The sequence below is a fragment of the Neobacillus sp. WH10 genome (assembly GCF_030123405.1).
Classification (GTDB): Bacteria; Bacillota; Bacilli; order Bacillales; family Cytobacillaceae; genus Neobacillus.
Genome location: NZ_CP126110.1, coordinates 1,571,564 through 1,594,164, shown reverse-complemented (window position 1 = coordinate 1,594,164; position 22,601 = coordinate 1,571,564). Strand labels below are relative to the sequence as shown.

Annotated in this window: 24 protein-coding genes; 10 read left to right on the top strand and 14 right to left on the bottom strand. The window is 37.8% G+C overall.

All coding sequences use genetic code 11. The features are described from left to right. Positions 1-19: 19 nt before the first annotated feature. The 3 genes from QNH20_RS07465 to QNH20_RS07455 form a co-directional block, all read right to left on the bottom strand. Positions 20-748 (bottom strand): YwiC-like family protein, encoded by a 729-nt coding sequence (locus tag QNH20_RS07465; protein WP_283922265.1) that lies wholly within the window; start codon positions 746-748, stop codon positions 20-22. Between the two features lie 727 nt (positions 749-1,475). Next, positions 1,476-2,006 carry a molybdopterin-guanine dinucleotide biosynthesis protein B gene (mobB, locus tag QNH20_RS07460; protein WP_283922264.1) on the bottom strand — a complete coding sequence of 177 codons (531 nt, stop codon included), beginning with the start codon at positions 2,004-2,006 and terminating at the stop codon, positions 1,476-1,478. After that, a complete protein-coding gene (locus tag QNH20_RS07455; RefSeq protein ID WP_283922263.1) occupies positions 1,994-3,259 on the bottom strand; it encodes a molybdopterin molybdotransferase MoeA in 1,266 nt (421 codons plus the stop codon). Before QNH20_RS07455 ends, mobB begins: the two co-directional genes overlap by 13 nt. 229 nt (positions 3,260-3,488) lie before the next feature. Between QNH20_RS07455 and ric the strand changes: the two genes are divergently transcribed. Further along, positions 3,489-4,190: an iron-sulfur cluster repair di-iron protein gene (gene ric / locus QNH20_RS07450; protein ID WP_283922262.1), complete on the top strand. Its 702-nt coding sequence runs from the start codon at positions 3,489-3,491 to the stop codon at positions 4,188-4,190. Positions 4,191-4,320: 130 nt separating this feature from the next. Here the strand turns inward: ric and moaA are convergent, their stop codons facing one another. Then, complete coding sequence (moaA, locus tag QNH20_RS07445; RefSeq protein ID WP_283922261.1) at positions 4,321-5,337, bottom strand: GTP 3',8-cyclase MoaA; 1,017 nt, start codon at positions 5,335-5,337, stop codon at positions 4,321-4,323. 339 nt (positions 5,338-5,676) lie between these two features. On the opposite strand from moaA, the gene QNH20_RS07440 reads away from it, so the two are divergent. Next, positions 5,677-6,375 (top strand): Crp/Fnr family transcriptional regulator, encoded by a 699-nt coding sequence (locus QNH20_RS07440; protein WP_283922260.1) that lies wholly within the window; start codon positions 5,677-5,679, stop codon positions 6,373-6,375. A gap of 75 nt (positions 6,376-6,450) precedes the next feature. Here the strand turns inward: QNH20_RS07440 and QNH20_RS07435 are convergent, their stop codons facing one another. From QNH20_RS07435 to QNH20_RS07425, 3 genes are all read right to left on the bottom strand, one after another. Continuing rightward, positions 6,451-7,575 carry a TIGR04053 family radical SAM/SPASM domain-containing protein gene (locus tag QNH20_RS07435; RefSeq protein WP_283922259.1) on the bottom strand — a complete coding sequence of 375 codons (1,125 nt, stop codon included), beginning with the start codon at positions 7,573-7,575 and terminating at the stop codon, positions 6,451-6,453. 161 nt (positions 7,576-7,736) lie between these two features. Then, positions 7,737-8,075: a DsrE family protein gene (locus QNH20_RS07430; protein ID WP_283922258.1), complete on the bottom strand. Its 339-nt coding sequence runs from the start codon at positions 8,073-8,075 to the stop codon at positions 7,737-7,739. A gap of 15 nt (positions 8,076-8,090) precedes the next feature. Next, positions 8,091-8,399, bottom strand: coding sequence for a metal-sulfur cluster assembly factor (locus tag QNH20_RS07425; RefSeq protein WP_283922257.1), 309 nt, complete (start codon positions 8,397-8,399; stop codon positions 8,091-8,093). 304 nt (positions 8,400-8,703) lie between these two features. Between QNH20_RS07425 and QNH20_RS07420 the strand changes: the two genes are divergently transcribed. The 3 genes from QNH20_RS07420 (at position 8,704) to QNH20_RS07410 (ending at position 10,007) form a co-directional block, all read left to right on the top strand. After that, positions 8,704-9,516 carry a Cof-type HAD-IIB family hydrolase gene (locus QNH20_RS07420; RefSeq protein ID WP_283922256.1) on the top strand — a complete coding sequence of 271 codons (813 nt, stop codon included), beginning with the start codon at positions 8,704-8,706 and terminating at the stop codon, positions 9,514-9,516. Between the two features lie 151 nt (positions 9,517-9,667). Continuing rightward, positions 9,668-9,820: a hypothetical protein gene (locus QNH20_RS07415; protein WP_283922255.1), complete on the top strand. Its 153-nt coding sequence runs from the start codon at positions 9,668-9,670 to the stop codon at positions 9,818-9,820. 1 nt (position 9,821) lies between these two features. Further along, complete coding sequence (locus QNH20_RS07410; RefSeq protein WP_283922254.1) at positions 9,822-10,007, top strand: DUF3813 domain-containing protein; 186 nt, start codon at positions 9,822-9,824, stop codon at positions 10,005-10,007. A gap of 52 nt (positions 10,008-10,059) precedes the next feature. On the opposite strand, the gene QNH20_RS07405 is transcribed toward QNH20_RS07410, so the two are convergent. Next, a complete protein-coding gene (locus tag QNH20_RS07405; RefSeq protein WP_283922253.1) occupies positions 10,060-10,902 on the bottom strand; it encodes a YitT family protein in 843 nt (280 codons plus the stop codon). Positions 10,903-11,003: 101 nt separating this feature from the next. On the opposite strand from QNH20_RS07405, the gene QNH20_RS07400 reads away from it, so the two are divergent. Further along, complete coding sequence (locus QNH20_RS07400) at positions 11,004-11,864, top strand: DegV family protein (protein WP_283922252.1); 861 nt, start codon at positions 11,004-11,006, stop codon at positions 11,862-11,864. Positions 11,865-11,916: 52 nt separating this feature from the next. On the opposite strand, the gene QNH20_RS07395 is transcribed toward QNH20_RS07400, so the two are convergent. Next, complete coding sequence (locus QNH20_RS07395; protein ID WP_283922251.1) at positions 11,917-12,048, bottom strand: DUF3941 domain-containing protein; 132 nt, start codon at positions 12,046-12,048, stop codon at positions 11,917-11,919. A 72-nt stretch (positions 12,049-12,120) separates the two neighbouring features. Then, positions 12,121-12,984 carry a CvfB family protein gene (locus QNH20_RS07390; protein WP_283922250.1) on the bottom strand — a complete coding sequence of 288 codons (864 nt, stop codon included), beginning with the start codon at positions 12,982-12,984 and terminating at the stop codon, positions 12,121-12,123. Between the two features lie 288 nt (positions 12,985-13,272). Between QNH20_RS07390 and QNH20_RS07385 the strand changes: the two genes are divergently transcribed. Continuing rightward, positions 13,273-13,764 carry a YajQ family cyclic di-GMP-binding protein gene (locus tag QNH20_RS07385; RefSeq protein ID WP_283922249.1) on the top strand — a complete coding sequence of 164 codons (492 nt, stop codon included), beginning with the start codon at positions 13,273-13,275 and terminating at the stop codon, positions 13,762-13,764. 103 nt (positions 13,765-13,867) lie between these two features. Further along, positions 13,868-14,740: an SDR family oxidoreductase gene (locus QNH20_RS07380; protein WP_283922248.1), complete on the top strand. Its 873-nt coding sequence runs from the start codon at positions 13,868-13,870 to the stop codon at positions 14,738-14,740. Positions 14,741-14,778: 38 nt separating this feature from the next. Here QNH20_RS07380 and QNH20_RS07375 read toward each other — a convergent pair whose 3' ends face one another. Together QNH20_RS07375 and asnB are read right to left on the bottom strand one after the other, a co-directional pair. Beyond that, entirely contained in the window at positions 14,779-16,305 is a 1,527-nt protein-coding gene (locus QNH20_RS07375) for an alpha-amylase family glycosyl hydrolase (RefSeq protein ID WP_283922247.1), read from the bottom strand. A gap of 132 nt (positions 16,306-16,437) precedes the next feature. After that, positions 16,438-18,285 (bottom strand): asparagine synthase (glutamine-hydrolyzing), encoded by a 1,848-nt coding sequence (gene asnB, locus QNH20_RS07370; RefSeq protein WP_283922246.1) that lies wholly within the window; start codon positions 18,283-18,285, stop codon positions 16,438-16,440. A 233-nt stretch (positions 18,286-18,518) separates the two neighbouring features. On the opposite strand from asnB, the gene QNH20_RS07365 reads away from it, so the two are divergent. Further along, positions 18,519-19,082, top strand: a complete 564-nt coding sequence (locus QNH20_RS07365; protein ID WP_283922245.1) for a DUF2777 domain-containing protein — start codon at positions 18,519-18,521, stop codon at positions 19,080-19,082. A 111-nt stretch (positions 19,083-19,193) separates the two neighbouring features. Here the strand turns inward: QNH20_RS07365 and QNH20_RS07360 are convergent, their stop codons facing one another. Continuing rightward, positions 19,194-20,222, bottom strand: coding sequence for a ThiF family adenylyltransferase (locus tag QNH20_RS07360; protein ID WP_283922244.1), 1,029 nt, complete (start codon positions 20,220-20,222; stop codon positions 19,194-19,196). Between the two features lie 230 nt (positions 20,223-20,452). On the opposite strand from QNH20_RS07360, the gene QNH20_RS07355 reads away from it, so the two are divergent. Beyond that, the gene (locus tag QNH20_RS07355; protein WP_283922243.1) at positions 20,453-22,282 is read left to right on the top strand and encodes an aldehyde ferredoxin oxidoreductase family protein; all 1,830 of its coding nucleotides are present in this window, start codon (positions 20,453-20,455) and stop codon (positions 22,280-22,282) included. Positions 22,283-22,328: 46 nt separating this feature from the next. Here QNH20_RS07355 and QNH20_RS07350 read toward each other — a convergent pair whose 3' ends face one another. Then, positions 22,329-22,601, bottom strand: a complete 273-nt coding sequence (locus QNH20_RS07350) for a MoaD-like domain-containing protein (RefSeq protein ID WP_283922242.1) — start codon at positions 22,599-22,601, stop codon at positions 22,329-22,331.

Sequence of the window (22,601 nt, the reverse complement as noted above, 5' to 3'; positions counted from 1 at the left end):
CAATTGTATGACCGATTTTTTATTTAAATAAGACTATCTGAATGGCAATGATAATGAAAAAAATGGCTGAATTAATGATTTCGTATATTCCAACTTGTTTTGCAGATAAATTCTTCCCATAAAAAAGGATTGCTCGAAGCAAACTCGGAATAAAGGCAATTGCTGCAATCCAAAAGCCACTTGCGGCCCAAGTAATGACGAGCAGCAAATGGTAGGCCCAAGAAAACAATTTAAAGTTTGTATTATTCTTTTCCCTTATCATTGATTTTACATAAAATGTACAGCCAATAAAAAAGACCACAGATGCTAAAAAAGGAAAAAGAATCGTCTCAGGCATAACCACACCCCGCACTAAATAACTGCTAGCCAAACCGGCAATACAAAAAGCAAATATAGCACTCAAATCATTCATAAAAGCACGATCTTGATTTTTTGAGGTATAGTAAGCATTTATTATAAAAAACGGGAGCATCAAAAGACCAAAAAAGATGATAGCAGGCCTTTCCACGAATGGGATCAGTAGTAGTAATAAAGCCGGTATCATATAAATAAGCGTCCACTTTGTATAAAAAGGAATCTTTTTCTTTTTAAATAAAAGGAGCATCGGATAGGTTGCTAAGTACAATAGGAGCCAGCCAATAAATAACGGGAGATGCAGCCACAAAAATCCTCCATCGATAACACCCAACCAAAAAGGGATGATTAACATTGCCCAAGCACCATGTTGTTTCGGTATAAATAACTTCATCTCTTTCCCTCCTTTTTCACTTCATTCATAACTATAAAATAGGGTATCGGAAAAATAAGTGAAGAGAATCACATTTTGTACAAACTTCCTTCTGATTGCATCTCCTATTCACAAAATGATTACAATTCCATTATGTTAAATACATTATTCATTAGGAAAAATTAACTAATTATTATTATTAGGTATTCCTTAAAAGAGGTCTTTGATTAGCTATTCAGAAAACCATTTCAGAAGAAATAAGTTAAATATTTAATGCAACTAAAAATTAGGCTGTTTTCGTAAAGTTTGTTGCTTTTTTAGTGTGAATTAACTTTATCTATCTGAGTTAATTGTAGCGGAGGGCACTTGACTCCTGCGGGAAAAAGAGGGAAGTGGGAGACCCCGCAGGCGGTAACGCCGAGGAGAAGGAAAAGCGGAAGCGCCTTGTTCAGCCCCGACAAGCGCTGAAGGACCTGACGTTGAAGGCGTTCTTTGACTTCAGCGTCAGGACCGAAGCGACCTCGAGGGGCTAGGCGCTGTAGCTAGACGGGCTCCCATCCCTCCCAGCGGAAAGCAAGTGCCTGGAGCGGAAATCAACGGGCAAACTTTATAGTCTAAAAACAACAATCTATGCGAAAAGAGCCAAGAATTAATTCAATTTTACTTTTCATAAAAAAAGACTGAACGATAAAAACCGATCAGTCTAAAGGCAACTAATTTTTATGGCAATTTTTTTAATTTGGTATCTCTATTTTTTTAGCCCTTGAATGGATTCTGCTATCCAAATAATAGCTGCTTCATCATCAATTAGAAAGGAAGGCATACTCCATTTTGCTGTAATCATATCCCTCATCTCTTCCATCCAGTAAACAACTGCCGTAACATTTTTCACCATTTCTAATAAAATCAGGTCCTGTTTATCTCTTAGGAACAATATCTTAGGATAATTTTCCTGCTTATAACCCTCAATTAATATTACATCTGGATCGAAAAATTTTAGCAACTCAATCTGTTTTTCAAGACTGTGTTGAAAGTTTTCGGCCTGAAGAATTAGTCTGCCATCTCCTTCAACAATTGATGCAATCGCACCTGCGGAAAGATGTTTGCTTGAATCCTTTTGATCCGCTGCATCCGGTTTCCCCCCATGGCCATGATGCTTAATGGTCACCGTTTTTAAGCCACGATCCTTTAGGGCTTTTATAAGCTTTGTTGTTAAAGTTGTTTTCCCACTATTTTGATATCCTGCTATTTGAAAAACTACTGGCTTTACCAAGGCCATTCACTGCCGACCTGGTCCTCAAGTAAAAGAACATCTACCTCGGTTCCAGCAGTGAATCCACGTGTTCCACCAGGAAGAATTGTTAAGGAATTCGCACCAGAAAGACTCATAATTATATTTGACTTATCTAGTCCGCTCGGTGTAACTCTTAACCTTCCATCCTCGATAAATACTGAGCTGCGCACCAATCTTGTAAATGGATTTGCTTTTAAAAAGTCAACCTCTAAGACTGCTTTCTCTCTCCGTAAGTGCGGTTTTTCTGAAAAAAGTAGTCCGCGAATAATTGGCCGTGCATACAATTCAAAGCCGACATAACAGGCAGAAGGGTTACCTGAAAGCCCAAACAGAATTTTATTATTAAATCGAGCTACTGTCGTCACACTTCCAGGTCGCATTGCCACTTTATTAAAGAATACCTCTGCACCAAGCTTTTTATAAATTGCCGGAAGATAGTCAAAATCTCCAACCGAAACACCTCCAGTGGTAATTAACAAATCTACCTTATTCAAAGTGTTTTTTACTGCTTCAAAACATGTATCAAAATCATCAGGCAACTTACCAAAGTAATGAACAATCCCTCCTGCCCTTTCTATTTGGGCAGCAATCATATGGGAATTGCTATTGCGAATTTTTCCTGGCACTAATTCTTCTTCCACTTCTAAAAGCTCTGTACCAGTTGCAAACAGACCGACAAGTGGTTTTTTTGCCACGGGTACATTCTTATAGCCGAAAGTTGCAAGCATGGCTTGAATGCCAGGATTAATCAATGTTCCTTTTTTTACTAAGACTTCACCTTTTTTCGCGTCTTCACCTTTTAAGGAAACATTATCTCCCTTGTTAAATCTTCGTTTAATCGACATAAAAGGTTTTCCGTTTTTTTCGTAGTCTTTTGCAACCTCAAACATGACGACTGCATCAGTTCCTTCCGGCATCATTGCCCCTGTCATGATTCGAACTGCTTGATTTTGACCGACAATCTTCGTTGAAACCAATCCGGCACCTATATGGTCAATTACTTCAAATTCGACTGGATTGGACAGTGTTGCTTCAAGAGTATCGATAGATCTGACGGCAAAGCCATCATAAGGTGCCCGATCGAAGTGAGGCACGTCGCTTGTCGCAATTAAATCTTCTGATAAAAAACGGCCAAAACTCTCATTTATCGAAACATGTTCCGTTACACCATGTAATTGATGTTCCATTATTTTTTGAACTGCTTCACCAATTGGAATCGGTATTCTTCTTTCTAACAAACTACATCAACTCCTGCCTAATACTGGTAATTTTCACTATATATAAAATTTAAACATCTAATATTCATTATAAGCCTATAGAAAACATGCTAACATATCAAATGTCACAAAATAAGGAATTAATTAAATCATAGCGAGAGTGTGATGCAGGTCACCTAATTAATATTTGTTTTCAATTATGCTTAAGTCAGAAATAAACTACCTTTAAAAAATTTAAGGAGGATTTATCATGACATTTAACATTACCGAGAATTCATTAGTTAAAGATATTGTTAACAAATTACCAAAAACAAGTGATTTATTCAAAAAGTATCGCATTGATTTCTGCTGCGGCGGAAACATCCCATTATCACAAGCTGTTGCTCAAAACGAGCTAAATATGGATACTTTATTAGAAGAATTAAAAATCGTATTTGAGACATACGAGAATGCCGAAAAAGATGTAGAGGTTTGGACAGAATCTGATTCAAATACAATCATGGAACATATCATTTCAAATTACCACCGTGTATCTGAAGAAGAGTTATCAATGCTTAGCCCCTATGTAACGAAAGTATCACGTGTACACGGCGACAGCCATCCTGAGTTATTAAAAGTGAATGAACTCTTTTATGAATTTAAAAAAGAATTGATTAAGCATATGGAAAAAGAAGAAGCTATCGTATTCCCGTTAATTAAACAGATTGCTGACGGAACTGTTGAAAATCGCCAAGAAGCGATTTCGTTGATTACAGAGCTTGAAAAGGAACACGACCATGCCGGTGAGATTTTAAGACAAATCCGTAAAGTAACATCTGACTATAAACTTCCACTAGATGCCTGTGGTACGTACCGTTTAGTGTATGCACGTTTGGAAGCATTAGAAGAATTAACCTTCATGCATGTTCATCTTGAAAATAATATTTTATTCCCTCGATATATTGCAGAATGATCAACAGCCCGCTTGCTGCAAGCGGGCTGTTTTATAAAATGAGGATCTATATCTAAACTTTGATAACTGTCTAGCTCGCAGCGCCCAGCAGCTAGTATACTTCGCTAAACGAGCGCTTCCGCTTTTCTGGTTAACCGCCAATATAAGACATTTCGATCTTTTTACGATTTTTATTTGTTTCCGCTGTTCTTTCGTCCGAATATCTGTCATCTCGACCATTCCAAATAGCTGTAATCCGCTCAGCTATTTGCTCATCGGTAGCCCCATTTCTCATGAAATTCCGAATATCATGGCCATTTCCATTAAATAAACAGGTAAAAATCTGACCATTTGCTGAGAGTCGGGATCGAGTGCAGCTTGAGCAGAAAGACTCAGAAACGGAAGTAATAAACCCTACATTCACGTCAGTATCTTTATAACGATAAAGCTTTGCCACTTCCCCAAAATAAGCAGGATCAATAGGCTCCAGTTCAAAATGCTCTTTCAATAGATGATAAATCTGTTTTTTGGTAATAACATCATCCATTTTCCAGCCGTTTGTCGAGCCAACATCCATGAACTCGATATACCTAAGCTCTAAACCGTGGTTTTTACAGTATTCTGCCATTGGAATAATTTCAGTATCATTTAGACCTTTTTTTACAACCATGTTGATTTTAACCCCAAGGCCCGCATGTTTTGCCGCTTCAATCCCTTCTAATACAGGACCCGTACCTACCTGGCGTCCATTAATTTGTCCGAACAATTCATCGTTTAGGGTATCAAGGCTGACGTTTACTCTTTTTAGACCTGCAGCTTTTAACTCACCAGCCAATTTCGGCAAAAGAACGCCATTTGTTGTTAAGCCTATGTCCCTTAGGCCGTCAATAGCAGAGAGTTTTTTGACAAGAATCGGCATATCCTTGCGAAGCAGTGGTTCACCACCTGTTAAGCGGATTTTTTCCACTCCTAAACTGACAAATATTTTTCCTAGGCGTTCAATTTCTTCATACGTCAGCAAGGCGCTTCGAGGAAGAAATTCAAAGTCCGGACCGAATTGGTCAGCTGGCATACAGTATTGGCAGCGAAAATTACAGCGATCTATGACAGAAATTCTTAAATCACGTAAAGGTCTATTTAATTTATCTTTAATAATGGTTTTTTCCATTCATATCAACTCCATAATTTTCAAAGAAGCTATTTATTCTCAGTGTATCAGGGTTTTACTAAAAAAACTGTTACTTTATTCACTATTAAAATACTTTTTATTATTATTCTTATCTTAACAGATGTTTGTACATGAATAAAAGATTGATTTTGGAAATCATTATCCACTTTATACATCCAATTATATAATACAATTTTAACTCCATGTTTTTCATTATCCACTGAAGTTTTCACTGTATTGTCATTGTTTACTCCATTTTATTGAGATAAAATATACATAACGAAACCTAACTTATAGGGAAAATTGACTGTGTTAGGAAATGTTCTAGAGGTGAATTAAATGATGGCCACAATAAAGCCAACCCATTCCATTGAGATAAAAGAATTACTTAGATTTGCTGACCGACATTTTAAAAGTGAAAGAGGCAGCTACCTATTTCAGGAAGGCATGGAAGCTGAGGAACTTTACATTATTATTTCTGGCAAAATTCAAATCAGTAAAATTACATCAGACGGCCGTGAACTATCGTTAAGAATTTGTAGCGATAATGATATTTGTGGTGAATTAACGCTGTTTACAGACAATCCACGATATTTATTAAGTGCTAAGGTGCTTGAAGAAGGAGAAATTGCTGCGATAAAAAAAGATGTAATTGAAAGTGAAATTTTTCAAAATAGTAAGCTTGCCTTCGAGTTCATGAAATGGATGAGTGATCATTTTCGCAAAACACAAACAAAATTTCGCGATCTTGTCTTAAATGGGAAACGCGGCGCTTTATTTTCTACGCTTATTCGGATGTCCAACAGCTATGGAATCCTAAAAGGCAATGAAATCTTAATTGATCTGCCATTAACCAATCAAGAACTGGCAAACTTCTGTGGTACCTCTCGTGAAAGTACAAATCGGATCCTCAGTGAGCTAAAGCGGGATAAGATTATTAATATTAAAAAAGGGAAAATTTCGATTTTAAATCTCCAATATTTAAAGGATGAAATCGGCTGTGAGAATTGCTCAGCAATTTACTGTAATATAGAATAAGACCGATTCATCCGTCATTTTTTCAAGGCTGTCTTACACTTAGAAGACAGCCTTGTTTTTATGCTAGTTTTTTTCTTAATGTGCCTGCTTCTCTCTTAAGGCTTTTGGAATGTAGACGCAGAATGGTTCACTTTCAAGATAATCACCTGTCATGGCATAGGCTCTAGACCTTGAACCGCCGCAAACAAAACGGAATTCACACACACCACATTTACCCTTAAATTCGTCAGGATTTCTTAAAGCTTTGAAGATTGGTGATTCACGGTAAATTTCTGCTAACGATGTTTCACGAACATTTCCAGCCTTAACTGGTAAAAGACCACTAGGATAAACATCGCCAATATGGGAAATAAACACAAAGCCATTTCCATCATTCACACCTTTAGGTGCACGTCCAAGGCCATCAATGGAACCAGTTAACCCTTTTTCAGTTAAGGCACTTAAATAGTGGATTTCATCTGTCTGAGCTTTTGCTTCACGCATTTTTTGCTGTATAACTACACGGCGGTAATGCATAGCTTCAGTTGTTTTAATATCAAATGGTACCCGTTTACTAAGATCATACAGCCATCTAAGTACCTTTTCATGTTCAACAGGAGAAATCATATCCGACACTTGTCCTCTTCCAGTCGGGACAAGGAAAAAGACGCTCCAAAGTACACAATTCAAATCTTCTACCATTTTTGCCATCTCATTGAGGTATTCAACATTATATCTTGAAATAACGGTATTAATCTGAATCGGAATTTCAAGCTCATGTAAGTATTTTATACGTTCCATTGTCAGATCATAAGAACCAGCCGTTCCACGGAAATGGTCATGGATTTCTGCCGTCGGTCCGTCAATACTAAATGCCCAGCGAGAAAGACCAACTTCTTTAGCTTTTTGAATTGCTTCTTTCGTTACATTTGGGGTAGCACTGGGTGTCATTGATACCCGTACACCCTTTTCTACAGCATATTTAGCAATATCAAAGATATCTTCCCTCATCAAAGGATCTCCGCCGGTAAAAACGAGGATTGGGTTATTCATATCATATATTTGATCAATTAGATCCTTGCCTTCTTTGAAAGAAAGTTCGCGTGGATCCCTTGTGTATTGTGCATCTGCACGGCAATGCAGACATTTTAATTGGCATGCACGTGTCAGCTCCCATATCACGATAAATGGATCTTTATTAAAATCTCGATTAAAAGACAAATAGAACGCCTCCTAAAACAATTATTTCAAACTCAATCAGCCTTAATACTCTGTATTATAAAGGTGATTATGTTTGAAAAAAGTGAACTATCTCACAACCTACAGTTATATATGTAATTTTTTGTGAAGTATGAAAAAAAACAGCAGAAACTCCGCTGTTTTTAAGAAATGGTTATTACCTCATATTTTGCTGCCAGATCAATAAAGTCGCCCATTCCACTAATTTTGCCAACCGACAATTTTTCTGATACTTCATAATGATCAGCACATGTTTTACATGCTAATATATCGACACCTTTTGCTTCCAATTCCTTTAAATGAACGGAAACAAATGAATCTTCTGTCATCGTTAATACCCCGTTGTTCATGCAAAAAACAGCTGCGGGAAGTTCTTCTTTTTGCTTCAAAATCGTAAAAAATGTTTCAAGAATATTCTCACCAAGCATTTGATCTCCCCTGCCCAGTTGGTTTGAGCTAACTAAAATCACTTTGTTTTTCATATGTTTTTTACCTCCTTAGCGAATACCTAAAGCGATTTTCGCATAGCGTGACATCATGTCCTTATTCCAAGGCGGGTTCCAAACGATATTTACTTCTGTATCTTTTATCTCGGGGATGTCTGCCAGAGCTCTTTTCACTTGATCCACTATTGTCCCAGCAAGTGGACAGCCCATTGTAGTTAACGTCATTGTAATCGTGGCCATACCCTTATCATCAATTTCAACATTATAAACTAAACCCAAGTTAACAATGTCTACGCCTAACTCAGGGTCAATAACTAACTCTAATGCGCCCATAATATTTTCTTTTAATTCTTCATTCATATGGATTCACTCCTTATTATTTTTGTATTTACTTCATAGAATGTTTTTATTACAATTTCCAAAAAGCGAGTAAATAAATCCACTTCCAATAGACACATAAAAAGTATATAATTTTTTGATTGCCTTTGGTGTGAATTTTTTTACAGTTTAGATATAAAATTGTTAACATAGTAAATATAGAAATAAAGAATTCCATTCATTATGCAAACTTATCATAAATGTAGTGTATCATGCAGACAAATTTTTTCCTAAAGCATTGCATTTATTATTTATTAATGAAAATTCAAAATAAGAAGGAGTCCATATGACAGAGAAACATTTAATCGCACTAGATTTAGATGGAACATTATTAAAAGACGATAAAACAATTTCCATAAAAAATAAGGAAATAATCCAAAAAGCAAGAGCGGAAGGTCATATTGTCATGATTGCCACAGGAAGACCTTATCGCTCCAGTGAAATGTATTATCGCGAATTGGAACTGGACACACCGATTGTTAATTTTAACGGAGCCTTTATGCACCACCCACGACAGTCTAGCTGGGGATTTTATCATGAGCCGCTCGATATTAAAGTGGCAAAAGACATTGTAGAGGCTTGCAGAAGCTTTCATTTTCACAATATTATTGCCGAAGTGATGGACGATGTATATTTCCATTACCACGATGAAAAGCTTTTAGATATTTTTAGATATGGCAATCCAAAAATCACCACTGGTGATCTTCAAAGTTTTCTAAATGATTCACCTACAAGTATGCTGATCCATACAGAGGAAGATAATCTCAAACAGATTCGTGACCATTTATCTCAGGTTCATGCTGAAGTGATCGAACAACGAAGCTGGGCGGCCCCATGGCATGTTATCGAAATCATTAAGGTTGGTTTAAACAAGGCTGTAGGCTTGAAAAAGGCTGCTGATTACTATGGAATACCAGCTGAAAGGATTGTTGCATTTGGTGATGAGGATAATGATTTGGAAATGCTTGAATATGCTGGGCATGGGATTGCGATGGGAAATGCGATTGAACAAGTAAAGAACATCGCCAATGAAGTGACCTTGAGTAATGAAGAAGATGGTGTCGGGGAATATTTAGCAGATTTGTTAAATATTAAATAAAACCTGGTCGTACTGCCCGCTAATGCGGGATAAAATAATCACTTGTTTTCGCCATTGTTACCTAATTGAACACCCCTTTTTAGAGCATACTATTTTTTGAGGCAGCACTGCTGTTTCAAAATGAGCTTTTTAGCATATTGGAGGGATTCGAATGGGTAAATCAAACAAATCGAAACGCTTTGTCCAGCAAGGAAAGGATTCCATTAACAAGCATTCCGAACGGATTCCTTATCACATGACCTACGCTGAAGCGGAAGCTCAGAAAATGGCCAATGTGCACGACTCCTCGCTTGGAGGAATTTAACATGGGAAACCAATTATTCCAGGAAGCACGGAGATTTGTGGAAATGGCGAAGTCTGCTAACCCAAATGATCTTGGTCCTGTAGTCGCAAAAGCAAAAAATGCACTAAGTTCTGCATTTGCAAACTCGACTGCAGCAGAGCAAGCCCAGCTCCAACAGATGCAACAAGAGCTTGATCAAATTCAATAGGTGTAAATAGAAAAGCGGAAGCGCAATTTTATGGCGCTTCCGCTTTTCTTTTTTAATCTCTTCGAAAAAATCCATAGACCGCTGTAGTCTGGACAATATTCGTAAAGGCTTTGGGATCCACTTCTTTAATGATTCGTTCTAAATAATATAATTCATAACGGGTAATGACAATCATCAGCATATCTTTTGTTTCATTAGAAAATGCCCCTTTTGCGGGAATCATGGTGATGCCACGAACAAGTGAAGCATGAATTGCTTTTTTTAGCTCCTCGGCTTTTTTTGTGATAATCATCGCTGTCAGCTTTGCATGCCTTGTATGGATTGCATCAATCACTCTTGTCGAGGTGTATAAAGTAACGAGTGTATAGAGTGCTTTCTCCCAACCATAAAGAAAACCAGCAGTCATAACGATGATTCCATTTAATACAAACATATACGGTCCTACAGGTTTGTCTTTCATCCTCGATAAAACCATAGCGATAATATCGACTCCACCAGTAGAAGCTCCCCATTTCAAGGTAATTCCAACCCCAATTGCTTGAATAACACCACCAAATACAGCATTAAGTAAAATATCATGTGAGAATTTGTAGACTGGAATTATTGTCAGAAATAAAGACGAAAGTACAACACTTATAAAACTATAAAGTGTAAAAGATTTACCTACTTTTTTCCATCCGAGTATTGCTACCGGAATATTGAGCACAAGTAATAAAAAACCCATCGATACATGAATTGGTGTATAATCACTTATAACCTTCGAAAGTAGTTGCGCAATTCCTGTAAAACCACTCGAATAAACATTCGCTGGGATGAGAAAAAAATTCATGGCAATCGCATTTAATAATGCACCGACTATAACAATAAATATTTTTTTCGTTTGGAGCCAAATCATTTGTATTCCTCCTTTTAAATCTCCAATTAGGTAATTGTATTTTTAAGTCTAAACCGATAAACTGAAATTATAGATATAAGTTGTGAAAGCAGGTGAGCTTCATGCCGGTAAAAATACTCGCTGACAGCGCATGCGATTTACCCAAAAGTTTTTATGAAGAAAAGCATGTTTACTTAATTCCCTTGAAGGTTGAAATTAATGAACAAGAATATGAAGATGTTAAAACGATTGATCCGAAAACTGTCTATGATGCCATCCGCAGTGGTGTTGTTCCAAAAACATCTCAAGCCTCTCCCCTTTTGTTTGAAGAAGTTTTTACAGAAATGGCGGAAAAGAATGAAGATGGAATCTACATTGCCTTTTCTTCTGAGTTATCCGGTACATATTCAACCGCTGTTATGATTCTTGACCAAGTGAAGGAAAAATATCCAAACTTTCAATTAACGATTGTGGATACGAAATGTGCTTCGCTAGGATTTGGCCTTGTCGTTCAAGAAGCTGCTAGGCTCGCTTCAAATAATACGGCAAAAGAAAAGATCTTAGAAGATGTTCTGTTTAGAAGCCAGCATATGGAGCATATTTTTACAGTTGAGGATTTAGATTATTTAGCAAAAGGCGGCAGGGTTTCTAAAGCTTCCGCATTTTTGGGTGGATTATTAAATATTAAGCCCATCCTAAACATGGAAGACGGGAAACTCGTTCCGATTGAGAAAATCAGAGGAAAAAAGAAAGTATACCGCCGGCTAATCGAAATCATGAATGAACGTGGGTCAAATATACAGGAGCAAGTAATTGGGATCAGCCATGCTGATAATGAAGGATCAGCACTGGAAGTTAAAGCGATGATAGAAGAAGAGTTTCATCCTAAAGAGGTTTATATCTCTTCGATTGGCTCAGCTATTGGGGCTCATACAGGTCCGGGGACTATTTCCATATTCTTTTTAAACCAACTGTCATCATAAATAATTATTAATAAAGAGTGAGGTGCCAGTTTAGTCAGGCACCTCACTCTTATTATTTATGATCAGTTTTCTTTGAGTATTGATTTTTCCCTGCCTGACGATTTTTTTCACGCATCATATTCTTTTCGTGGTGAAGAGCATTATTGTCTTTTGCTTTTTTATCATTATCAGTAGTGTGTGACATATTTGTACTCCTTTCAATATTCCTTGCAATCTTTATTGTAATCATAATGAAAAAGAGTATGTAACAAATTCGTTAATCTTTTTTCTCATATGTCCAGCTGCCTTCTTGATATACTTTACCTTCTTTCATAAGCTTTCCGAGAGCACGTTTAAATGCCCCTTTACTTAAGCCAAATCGTTCTTGAATATCCTCGGACATACTTTTATCGCTATACGGCATTGCACCATTTCTACTCATTAAATACTCGTAAATTCTAGCTGCATCCAGATCTTGTGATTCCTCTTTTCTTGCAAGCAAGGAAACGTTTATCGTTCCATCTTCCTTGACGTCAATAACCCGCCCTTCTATTTTTTCGCCTAAACGGGGCTCTTTCCCGCGCTGTGATTCATGAATAAATCCTTTAAAGCCTTCAATCGTATAAACCCAGCTTCCCACCTTGGCTGTCCGGTAAATATGTCCTTGTACATTTTTGTTAAAATCTTTTCTAGTTGCTTTGACTGAAATGGATTGAATAACTTGATCACTCGCCAGCTTTGCATAAATAAGATTATTGCGATTTACTCTTAAAGTAATATAGATTAAATCCCCTGGATTCGGCCAAACTGAATGATGGGCAGGAAGGTCATCTGCACCCAACAAAATATCTTTCGGCAGTCCAATATTTAAAAAAACGCCTATTTTCGGGTTCGTATCAGTAACCTTAACCCATCCATAACTTCCAACAGAAATTTCTGGTATTGTCATCGAAGCGGAGATTCTCCCTTGTGAATCCACATATAAGAAGACTTCGATTTGATCACCTTCTGTTAATTCTTGTTGTGCTTGATTAATATGGAGCAAAACATCTTCATTTCCATCTGTTAAAAAATAGCCAAAATCAGCTATTCGTGCAACAGTAAGAGTAGTTGTTTGACCTATAAGTTCTTTAAGCGACATATATAACTCCCCTTTTCTTTTTTCGGAGATTTTCCCAAAAATTTTTAAAAGCTTTTTTTATAATTGATTACTGTCTAGCTTCTGCACTAGAAGATTGGGTCATAAGCCCCTGAACACTAAGGAAAGCTTCTTCGAGTAATCTCCGCAGGAACAGGCTGTGCTTGTTCCGAAGGCGCTTCCGCTTTCTCTTCTTGTTTGAACTGCTATATTTTACTATAATATAGCCATAAAGGGAAACTTTTGCAGGGGGACGTACCCTACTAATAAGTAAAAAATGGAGGTAATGGTATGTCGAAAGATAGCTCATTTGATATTGTATCCAAAGTTGACTTTTCTGAAGTCACTAATGCGATTACGCAAACTATGAAAGAAATTGGAACACGCTACGATTTTAAAGGAAGTAAAAGTGAAGTTTCACTTGATAAAGAGGAACTTGTCCTCATCTCTGATGACGAATATAAATTGGATCAATTAAAGGATGTATTGTTTGGCAAATTATTCAAAAGAGGCGTTCCCGTTAAAAATCTTGATTATGGAAAAATTGAAAAAGCATCAGGAGGCACAGTTCGTCAAAGAGCTAAAATTGCCCAAGGGATCGATAAAGATAATGCCAAAAAAATTAATACGATTATTAAAAATAGTGGTGTTAAAGTGAAAAGTCAGGTGCAGGACGATCAAGTCCGTGTCAGCGGTAAGAGCCGAGATGATTTGCAAAAAATTATCTCTTTGATACGTGAAGCAGACCTTAGCATCGATGTTCAATTCATCAATTATCGATAATAAACAAGGCATAAGGACGATGATCCTTAATGCCTTTTTTATTCATAATTTGACTCATTTATCTAAAACTAACAAATGAATAAAGTCACGGAGGTTTTAGTAAATGAGCAACAATCAAAAGAAACAAAAGCAGACATTCCCACCACAGCATCAGAATCATCAGCCCGGTGTGGAAAATGAAATGAATCCTCTTCCAATTTCTGTTGACCCCAATTATAGGGCTGGGGGAAAATTAACTGGTAAAACGGCCATTATTACTGGTGGCGATAGTGGAATTGGAAAATCAGTTGCTATTTATTTTGCCAAAGAGGGTGCGGATGTTGTAGTTGTATATTTAGAAGAAGATCAAGATGCCGAGGAAACAAAGAAGCTTATCGAAGCCGAAGGACGCAGCTGTCTCCTTTTTGCGGGTGATATCGGAAATGAAGACTTTTGTAAGGAGATTGTTCATAAAACCATTGCTCAATTTAGTAAGCTTGATATCCTTGTAAACAATGCAGCGGAGCAGCATCCACAGCAAAGTCTACTGAACATTACATCCGCTCAGCTGGAAAAAACATTTCGAACCAATATTTTCTCCTATTTTTATATGACAAAAATGGCCCTGCCTTATTTAAAGAAAGGAGCTTCCATTATTAATACCACTTCAATTACAGCTTACGAAGGTAATGAACAATTACTTGATTACTCCGCATCAAAAGGAGCAATTGTTTCCTTTACACGTTCGTTGGCAAAATCACTCACACTACAGGAAATTCGTGTTAATGGTGTAGCACCGGGACCTATTTGGACTCCGTTAATCCCATCGACATTTACCGCTGATAAGGTAGCTACTTTCGGATCAACTACCCCAATGGGAAGAGCCGGACAGCCGTTTGAACTTGCACCTGCCTATGTTTTCTTAGCATCGGATGACTCTACATATGTTAGCGGTCAAATGATCCACGTAAATGGCGGGACAATTGTTAATGGGTAAAAACAACGCATCGGCAGAACCTCCGCCGATGCGCTGTATTATTCTATCACTTTATTTTTACTTCTCTTAATGATCAAGAAAAGGAAGATAAACACCAAGATGAGAACAGTGATTAACGAAGCAATGTGTGAAATATTTATTCCACTTTTTTCTGTCAATACATATATCTCAGAATTATCACGGTCAGTGATAAGAATATATTGATGGTCACGACTACGTACAAGATCTCCTCCGAGTAAACCACGAAGCTCCTTGCCATCCGCTAACTGCTCGTCTGTTAAAATAACTTTTTGTGATTTAGTCGAATTGTTTATCGCAACAACCGATGTTTCCCCTTTATAGACACGTTTATAAACCACCATTCCGCCTTTATCATAAAGCACTTCCATTTTTCCTCTTGTTAAGGAAGGAAGCTGGTTTCGCTGCTCGGCAAGCTTGGTAATATAGTCAATTAGCTCTTTTTCCGTACGAAAATTCATTTGCCGACGGTTATCAGGAATTTCTCCTCCATTTAATGCAATTTCAGTCCCATAATAAAAAATAGGAATTCCTGGAGTCGTATAAACGTAGGTTAGTGCCGTTTTCCACCGAGAACCTGGGAACTGTCTCTGATCCACAATATCTTTGGTAAATCTTACCGTATACTCATTATCAAAAAAATTCGCCGTTAACCCGGATGGTTTTTGAGAACTATCAAAAGCAGGGTTAAGAGGACTAAAAGGTTGATTTGTCGTTTCAAAGGCCTTTCTTAATTTCTCACTTTGGGTGTAATCAAATAAGCTATCAATTCCTGCATTATGATATTTATTCAAGTCAATAGCCGTTTTTTCAGACATAACGCCTAAGAGAAAAAAGTCCTTTTTCTCTTTCTTTATCTCCGTTGAAAAATCATTCCAAAAGCTTAGTGGAACATGATTGACCTCTGGCAGACTATATCCATCCACATCTGTTTCTTTAATCCACCATTTTGCAGTATTAATTAAGTATTTTTTAACTTCAGGGTTGTCCTGATTTAAGTCAGGCAGTCCATCGACCCAGCCATTTTCAACCTGCTCCTGATTATTCCAATCATTGATATCCTGTTTTTTATGAAACCATTCTTGTTTGCTTGGATCATTTACCCAAGGGTGGTTGGCTGCAGTGTTATTAGTGACAAAATCAATTAACACTTTCATTTTTCGCTTATGAGCTTCTTTTACAAGCTTTTGGAACGTTTTAATGGATCCAAAATGCTCGTCCACTTTATAAAAGTCATTCACCCAATAGCCATGATACCCATTTTTAGAATTATCAAAGATTGGAGTTAAACGAATGGCTGTAAACCCCATATCTTGTATGTAATCTAATTTGTCAATAATTCCTTGAAAATCACCGCCATTATAGACATAAGGATCTTTTGCATTCGCATCGATATCATTTTTTGTATCCCCATTGTTGAAGCGGTCAATCATAATGGAATACACGGATTCATCCTGCCACTGCCTATCTTTCTTTTCTACAGCAGCTTGTACAGGAAGTGCTGATAATAGTAAAAACGTAATTAAAAAGACTGTAATTTTTTTCATAACCATCCTCCTCTAAAAAAGGAAGAGGTAAGTCCCTCTTCCCAATACTTATTTTAATCTAATAAGGTTTTTATTCCAAATATTATCTGGAAATTAATAATAAAATCGTACCATCCTATTGTTGTTTTGAATCTAATCCACTATGTTAATAGTGTAATCCTCAAACCATGTGTGAAGCTGCACAAGATAGGCCAATAATTGAGGTCCTGACATCAGCTGGCCAAACCATGGCTCTTTAAAGGAACTTCCTCCAGACTCAACGATCCTTTCTAACCGTTCCTTTTGAAAAAATTCATGTAATATCGAGGACTTATCTTGTATAATTGTCTTCATCCATTTTTTGATGGCCAATGTATATTCCGGATTATGTGTTTTTGGATAAGGGCTTTTCTTTCGGTAAAGAACCTGCTCAGGGATGATCCCCTCAAAAGCTTTACGAAGAATTCCTTTTTCCCTTCCTCGATACATCTTCATCTCCCATGGTATATTCCATACGTATTCCACAAGACGGTGATCAGCAAATGGGACCCTAACTTCGAGACTTGCCCCCATACTCATTCGATCTTTTCGATCAAGTAATGTCGTCATGAACCAAGTCATATTTATATAAAATAATTCTCTTCGCTTCGCCTCTGCTAAACTTTCCCCTTCCAATTTAGGCGTCTCAGCAATTGCTAGGGCATATTGTTCCACGCTATAATCTTTTAACTTTAATTTTTTCTGCCAATGCGATTTTAATAAACTTTGCCTTTCATCGACTGATCGCATCCACGGAAAACCCGGCCGATCAAGATCTTGCTTACGGTGAAACCATGGGTATCCGCCAAAAATCTCATCGGCGCATTCTCCTGAAAGGCTGACAACGAAGTCCTTTTTAATTTCTTTACAAAACCATAGTAACGAGGAATCCACATCTGCCATTCCAGGAAAATCTCTGACATGTGTTGCTTCTATCAAATCATTTACAAGCTGTTGTTGAGATATGGTTTTGTTATCATGTTTGGTATTAAATTCATCTATTATCATTTGAATGAATCTCTCGTCAGCATCCGGCTGAAATTCATTCGAAGCAAAATATTGGTCATTTCCTTCATAATCAATTGAATAAGTATGAAGCTGCCCTTTTCCCTGTTCATTGAAACCCTTTGCAGCTATGGCCGTGATAATACTGGAATCAAGCCCTCCTGATAAGAAGGTACATAAGGGTACATCAGAAACAAGCTGTCTCATTACAGCATCGGTTACTAAATAACGCACCTTTTCTGCTGTTTCTTCCACACTCTCCTTATGTTCTTCACTTTTGACATTCCAATAACGCCAAATCCTCAAACCATTTTTTGAGAATGTGAGGGCATGGGCGGGTCTAAGCTCTTTCATTCCTTTAAATACACCTGACCCCGGAGCCCTTGACGGCCCTGCCCCAAAAATTTCTGCAAGTCCCTTTTGATCAATTTCTGTCTTGATTTCCGGATGGGCAAGAATTGCCTTCAACTCCGAAGAAAAGATAATTCCTTTCTTGTGTTCTGTAAAAAATAGTGGTTTCACCCCAAGACGATCTCGTCCAATAAAGAGTTGTTCTCTTTTACAATCCCAAATGGCAAAGGCGTAGATACCGTTTAAATAATTCACGCACTCCTCCGCCCATTCTATATAGGCAGTTAACAGGACTTCTGTATCAGAATGACCTCTAAAGGAATATCCTTTAGTATGGAGTATTTTGCGGATATCTTCAGTGTTATATAATTCCCCGTTGTAGCAAATGGTGTAATCATAACCTTCTTTATGCTTGGTCATGGGCTGCCTTCCCCCTTCAGGGTCGACAACAATTAGCCTCTTATGGCCAAAACCAACATGTGTATCCAACCAGATGTTGGTTTCATCAGGGCCCCTTTTTGCCAAAGTATTTACCATTTTATTTAGTGTTTCTGTTTCGTTTCTTATAGGATGTTCAAAATCAACCCAGCCCGAGATTCCGCACATTGACATCTCACTCCCTTACAATCAAATTAATGTACATTTGATTCATGTTCTATTGTATTCAGCCCAGGTAAAATGGTTAATTGTCCCATATAAGAAACGCAATAGCAGATTTGTAAGGCTATTTTATAATTCTAAGAAATCTAATACTTATATTTTTTAATATAACAAGGTTATAAATTATCAGGAAGATGTCTAAAAAGGATGATGAAAGCAACTGTGTACGGAGGTAGACGATGAATCGACAACAAAGACAAAAACTATATGATTATCAACAACGAGCATATAACCAGGGAACAGTGGAACAAATAAACGATCAATGGATTTTCTTCGATGAAGAGACCGAGGAAGCTACGATGTTAGATGATTTTGTTCATCAAGAAATTGAAATCTTCCGCTTGAACCGCTGGAAAAAAGGAATATTAAATGAACCGGGAAAAATTTTTTGTGGGAAGGAAGCGATTATGCTTCGAGATCACGATACAATTAGAATGAGGAAACATTTAATTTTCTCCCTAGAAAGACTATTAGATGGAGTTAACGATGATGCTTTTTTCCAATTTATTACGACATTAAACTCATTAAACTTTTCGATTTACGATTGCATCTATTGTTATAACCATTTATCCTTCTTATCGGATGAGCATCGAAAAGACGGTGTAAATTTTATGGTATTTGACAATCAAGAGCAGATTTGTAATGTACAGCATCATTTTTGTTATTACGAAAAAGTCAATGATCGATTTGAATTCACCTTAAATACCGGCAAACGGCTAATCATAGAAAAAATGATTTCATAAGAAAAGCTCAAATACCGAGCTGGACAATTCATTAAAGTCGAAATTAATACTTTCTAACTTTTAAGAAAAAGGTGTGGCATCATCCACACCTTTTTCTATTGGTAAAATAATTTAGTTCCCGATATATTTAGAATAGAGCATTTTTGCTCTTGTAACATCATTTGTACCATGGATAAGTACGCGGGATTCTTTAAATACAACAATGGATATGTCCTCTTCTGGTGAAAAGCGGAGTAAAAATTCATTTCCCAAAACCCTTCCACTCTTTCTGAGGGCCTCGGCTGCCTTTTTTAAATCCAGATCGCTCTTTTTCCTTGGATTGATTTGGACTGTATCTCGGCCGCACAGGGTCGTATATACTACCTGTTGTCCGGAGGAACGATCTAGAAATTCAAATTGACCCTTCGCACAAGCAGGGCAATTGGGATTTCTCCCCTGTGATATATCCATCTGCATCGAGGAAACATCCCAAACATCGATTTGCTCCAGATTAGAGGTGGTTTCTGCCCCCACCAATAGCTTTATCGTTTCCATTGCTTGAAAGGAGCCAATAATATCCGTTAAGGGGGACAAAACACCAACCGTATCGCATGTTTCACCGGTACCAGTTGGGACATGCGGAAAAAGACAACGGTAGCAAGGGGTTACCCCTGGTTTAATGACCGCAAACATCCCTCGCGAGCTTACAGCTGCTCCGTGAACCCAAGGGGTTTCAAACATTACTGCAACATCATTAATTAAGAAACGCGTCATAAAGTTGTCTGTCCCATCCACAATTACATCAAACCCTGATAATAATTCTTCTGCATTGTCCAGATTCAAATCCGCGATTACTGCTTCAACTGTCACGGTCGAATTAATTTTATTTAGTCTATTTTGTGCAGCAACGGCCTTAGGAAGATGTAGTATTGCATCTTCTTCATCAAACAGCGTTTGCCGCTGCAGATTTGACATTTCCACAAGGTCTCTATCAATCATCCTTATGTTGCCGACACCGGAGCGGACAAGATGGTTAGCAATCACGGTACCAAGTGCACCAGCCCCGACAACAACAACGCGGCTCTTCAGCAATTTCCGTTGACCATCTTCCCCAATCCCTTGAAAAAGGATTTGTCTTGAATACCGTTCTAAGTTACTCATAAATTTCCTCTTTTCTATCATAACTTTTAATTATTCTTCGCAAAGGATACACTATCATCTTACCAAATTATCATCTTATTCTTGTGATTAGAAATTTAATTTTAAAAATATTGCAAAAAGTGTATAATAAATATTGGGTAAATAACTAAGTTGTGGAATTTCTCTGTTTTATATCAAATAAAATATGAGATTAGTATTAATTAATAATAATAGGAAAGAGGGGAAATCCTATGAATCTTGGCGGTTTTAAAAATAATGAAGTATTAGTTGATTTAACAACCGGAACAATTAATTACAGAGCCATTAATGAAAGCGATGCGAAAAAGTACATTGGCGGCCGCGGCCTAGGGGTTAAGTATGTATTAGATAATGGTCCTGAAGTTGAACCATTATCTCCAGAAAACATTTTATGTTTTATGACCGGTCCTGTCACAGGCTCACGGTCTTCTATGAGTGGACGTCTTTGTGTAGTCACAAAATCTCCACTTACAGGAACTGTTACCGACTCCCATATTGGTGGATGGACTGCTGCTCGTCTAAAATGGGCAGGAATCGATAATCTTATTTTCTCAGGAAAAAGTGACAAGCCTGTTTATCTTTATATTGCAGACGGTAAAGCAGAACTTCGCGATGCTTCAAATTTGTGGGGAACGAGCACTAGAGCATTTATTAAGGAAATGAAAGAGCAATACGGTGAAGAAGATTTAAGCGTCATGACGATTGGTCAAGCTGGAGAAAACACTGTTCGTTTCGCTTCGTTTATTAATGAACATGACCGTGCAGCAGGCCGCGGTGGTACAGCTGCAGTTGCAGGATATAAAAAATTAAAGGGGATTGTCATCAAAGCAGCCCAAAAGGGAAATATGCCTGTAGCCAAATTAGATGGCGAATATAAAGAAGCCAACAAAAAGGCAGTTAAAGCGATTCTCGAAGGCGGCTTAACGGCACCAAATAAAGGCGGATTATCCGTTTATGGTACAAATGTGTTAACAAACCTAATTAACGAGGTTGGAGCACTGCCAACTAAAAACTCACAATTCACTCATTGGGATGAAGCCGAAAAGCACAGCGGTGAATATGTTAATTCGCATTTACGTGTTGCTAACAATACCTGTCATGCATGCCCCGTTGGCTGTAAAATAGAAGTTGAAGTTAAGGATGGAAAATACAAGACACGAGTGGAAAGCATTGAATTTGAATCCGCATGGTCCCTTGGCTCCAATTGTCTATTAAGTGATGCTGAAGCGATTTCTTATTTAATAAACCGTTGCAATGAGTACGGTCTTGATACAATTGAACTAGGGCACGCCTTCTCTGTAACAATGGAAGCTTTTGAAAAAGGCATCATTTCTGAAGAACTGATCTGGGGCGACGCCGATTCCATGATAGAATTGACGAGGAAAATCGCATACCGTGAAGGCTTCGGCGGGGTACTTGCTGAAGGTCCTGCACGTGCGGCTGCCTATTGGGGTGCACCTGAACTTTCAATGTCTGTTAAAGGTCAGTCGATTCCAGCCTATGACCCACGTGGAATTCAAGGTATCGGACTTGGCTATGCAACAAGTAACCGTGGTGCCTGCCACCTGCGCGGCTATACAGTTGCAAGTGAAATTGCCGGTATTCCAGAACCAACAGATCGCCTGAAACCAGAAGGTAAAGGTGAACTATTAAAAGTATTCCAAGATATGCTTGCGTTCTCTGATTCTATGAATATTTGTAAGTTCTCTTCCTTCTCTGAAAATGCCGAGCATTATGCTGAGCAATATAGTGCAATGACGGGCGTCCCAATGACGGCTGATGACGTGATGAGGGCTGGAGAAAGAATTTATAACTTAGAGCGTTATTATAATAACCTAGCTGGATTTAATAGACGCGAAGATGATTTCCTTCCAGATCGCTTTACAAAAGAACCTGCATCTGGAAACAGTACCGGATATGTAAGCCGTATGGATATTATGCTCGAAGAATACTATCAAGTACGCGGCTGGAAAGATGGTCTTGTACCAAATGAAAAGCTGCGTGAATTAGGCATTATCGACGCTGAAAATCAATTAGTATAAAAAATGAAGAAGACTTCTGCAATTAGAGTTGCAGAAGCCTTCTTTATTATCCACCAATTCTAGTTGTTTTGTAGCGGTATTTTTTGATTAAATCTTCAAGTACTTTCTCCTTGTCTGCACGAAAACAAACCTGTATAGCACTTACCTTAAATGTTGCGGTAAAGGATATTTCCGCTTCCGATAAAATCTGTCCATTCCATCCATCTCCCTCGTATACGAAGGGAAACGAATCCGTCACCTGTTTCGCACCGAGCTCCATGAAATACATACCAAGATGCTCCTTACTAATTCCACGAAACTCTAACTTTCTTTCCACCAT